Source organism: Pseudomonas sp. HY13-MNA-CIBAN-0226 (assembly GCF_040310305.1).
GTDB lineage: Bacteria > Pseudomonadota > Gammaproteobacteria > Pseudomonadales > Pseudomonadaceae > Aquipseudomonas > Aquipseudomonas gregormendelii.
Genome location: NZ_JBEOPS010000172.1, coordinates 1 through 282, shown reverse-complemented (window position 1 = coordinate 282; position 282 = coordinate 1). Strand labels below are relative to the sequence as shown.

The 282-nt window shown below is 68.4% G+C and carries 1 protein-coding gene; it reads right to left on the bottom strand.

All coding sequences use genetic code 11. From position 1 onward, the window contains the following. Positions 1–282 (bottom strand): ABC transporter permease family protein (locus tag AAEZ05_RS28270; protein WP_502947802.1); only part of this gene is annotated, 282 nt, incomplete at both ends.

Below are 282 nucleotides of genomic sequence, written 5' to 3'. Positions count from 1 at the left end.
CGACCGGGAAGAACACGGCCTTGCCGACCACGACGAGCTTCAACTGCTCGTCGACGCCGATCAGCAGGATCAGCAGCGGAATCAGCGTGAGCGTCGGGAGTTGCCGCAGCAGGTCGAAGGTCGGCCGCAGGTAGTCGGAGAACAGCCGGCTGCGCGCGAGCAGGACGCCGAACGCGGCGCCGCCGGTCGCGCCGATCGCGAAACCGAGCGCAAGACGATGCAGCGTGATCGACAGGTTGTCCCGCAGTTCGCCGGTGTCGAGCAGCGTGCGCAGCGTCGCCG